The organism is Drancourtella massiliensis (assembly GCF_016900655.1).
Lineage (GTDB): Bacteria > Bacillota > Clostridia > Lachnospirales > Lachnospiraceae > Sellimonas > Sellimonas catena.
This window is the reverse complement of record NZ_JACJKH010000152.1, coordinates 1-225: the sequence shown is the minus strand read 5'-3', so window position 1 is coordinate 225 and position 225 is coordinate 1. Positions and strand designations below refer to the sequence as shown.

Sequence of the window (225 nt, the reverse complement as noted above, 5' to 3'; positions counted from 1 at the left end):
GATAACTGGGGTGAAGTCGTAACAAGGTAGCCGTATCGGAAGGTGCGGCTGGATCACCTCCTTTCTAAGGGAAGAAGTAAGGGACGTTGTCTATTGTTGAGTGATCGAAGAGAGCACTCAAGCTTCGCTGGTGGTGATGCGCCTGGGGGAAACACCCGTACCCATCCCGAACACGATGGTTAAGCCCCAGACGGCCGATGGTACTGCACTGGAGACGGTGTGGGA

The 225-nt window shown here is 55.1% G+C and carries 2 rRNA genes; both read left to right on the top strand.

The window, feature by feature from the left end:
- Nucleotides 1-64: ribosomal RNA gene (locus tag H6A32_RS16165) — 16S ribosomal RNA — on the top strand; the annotation flags it as partial.
- A 62-nt stretch (nt 65-126) separates the two neighbouring features.
- Nucleotides 127-225, top strand: a 5S ribosomal RNA gene (gene rrf, locus H6A32_RS16160); the annotation flags it as partial.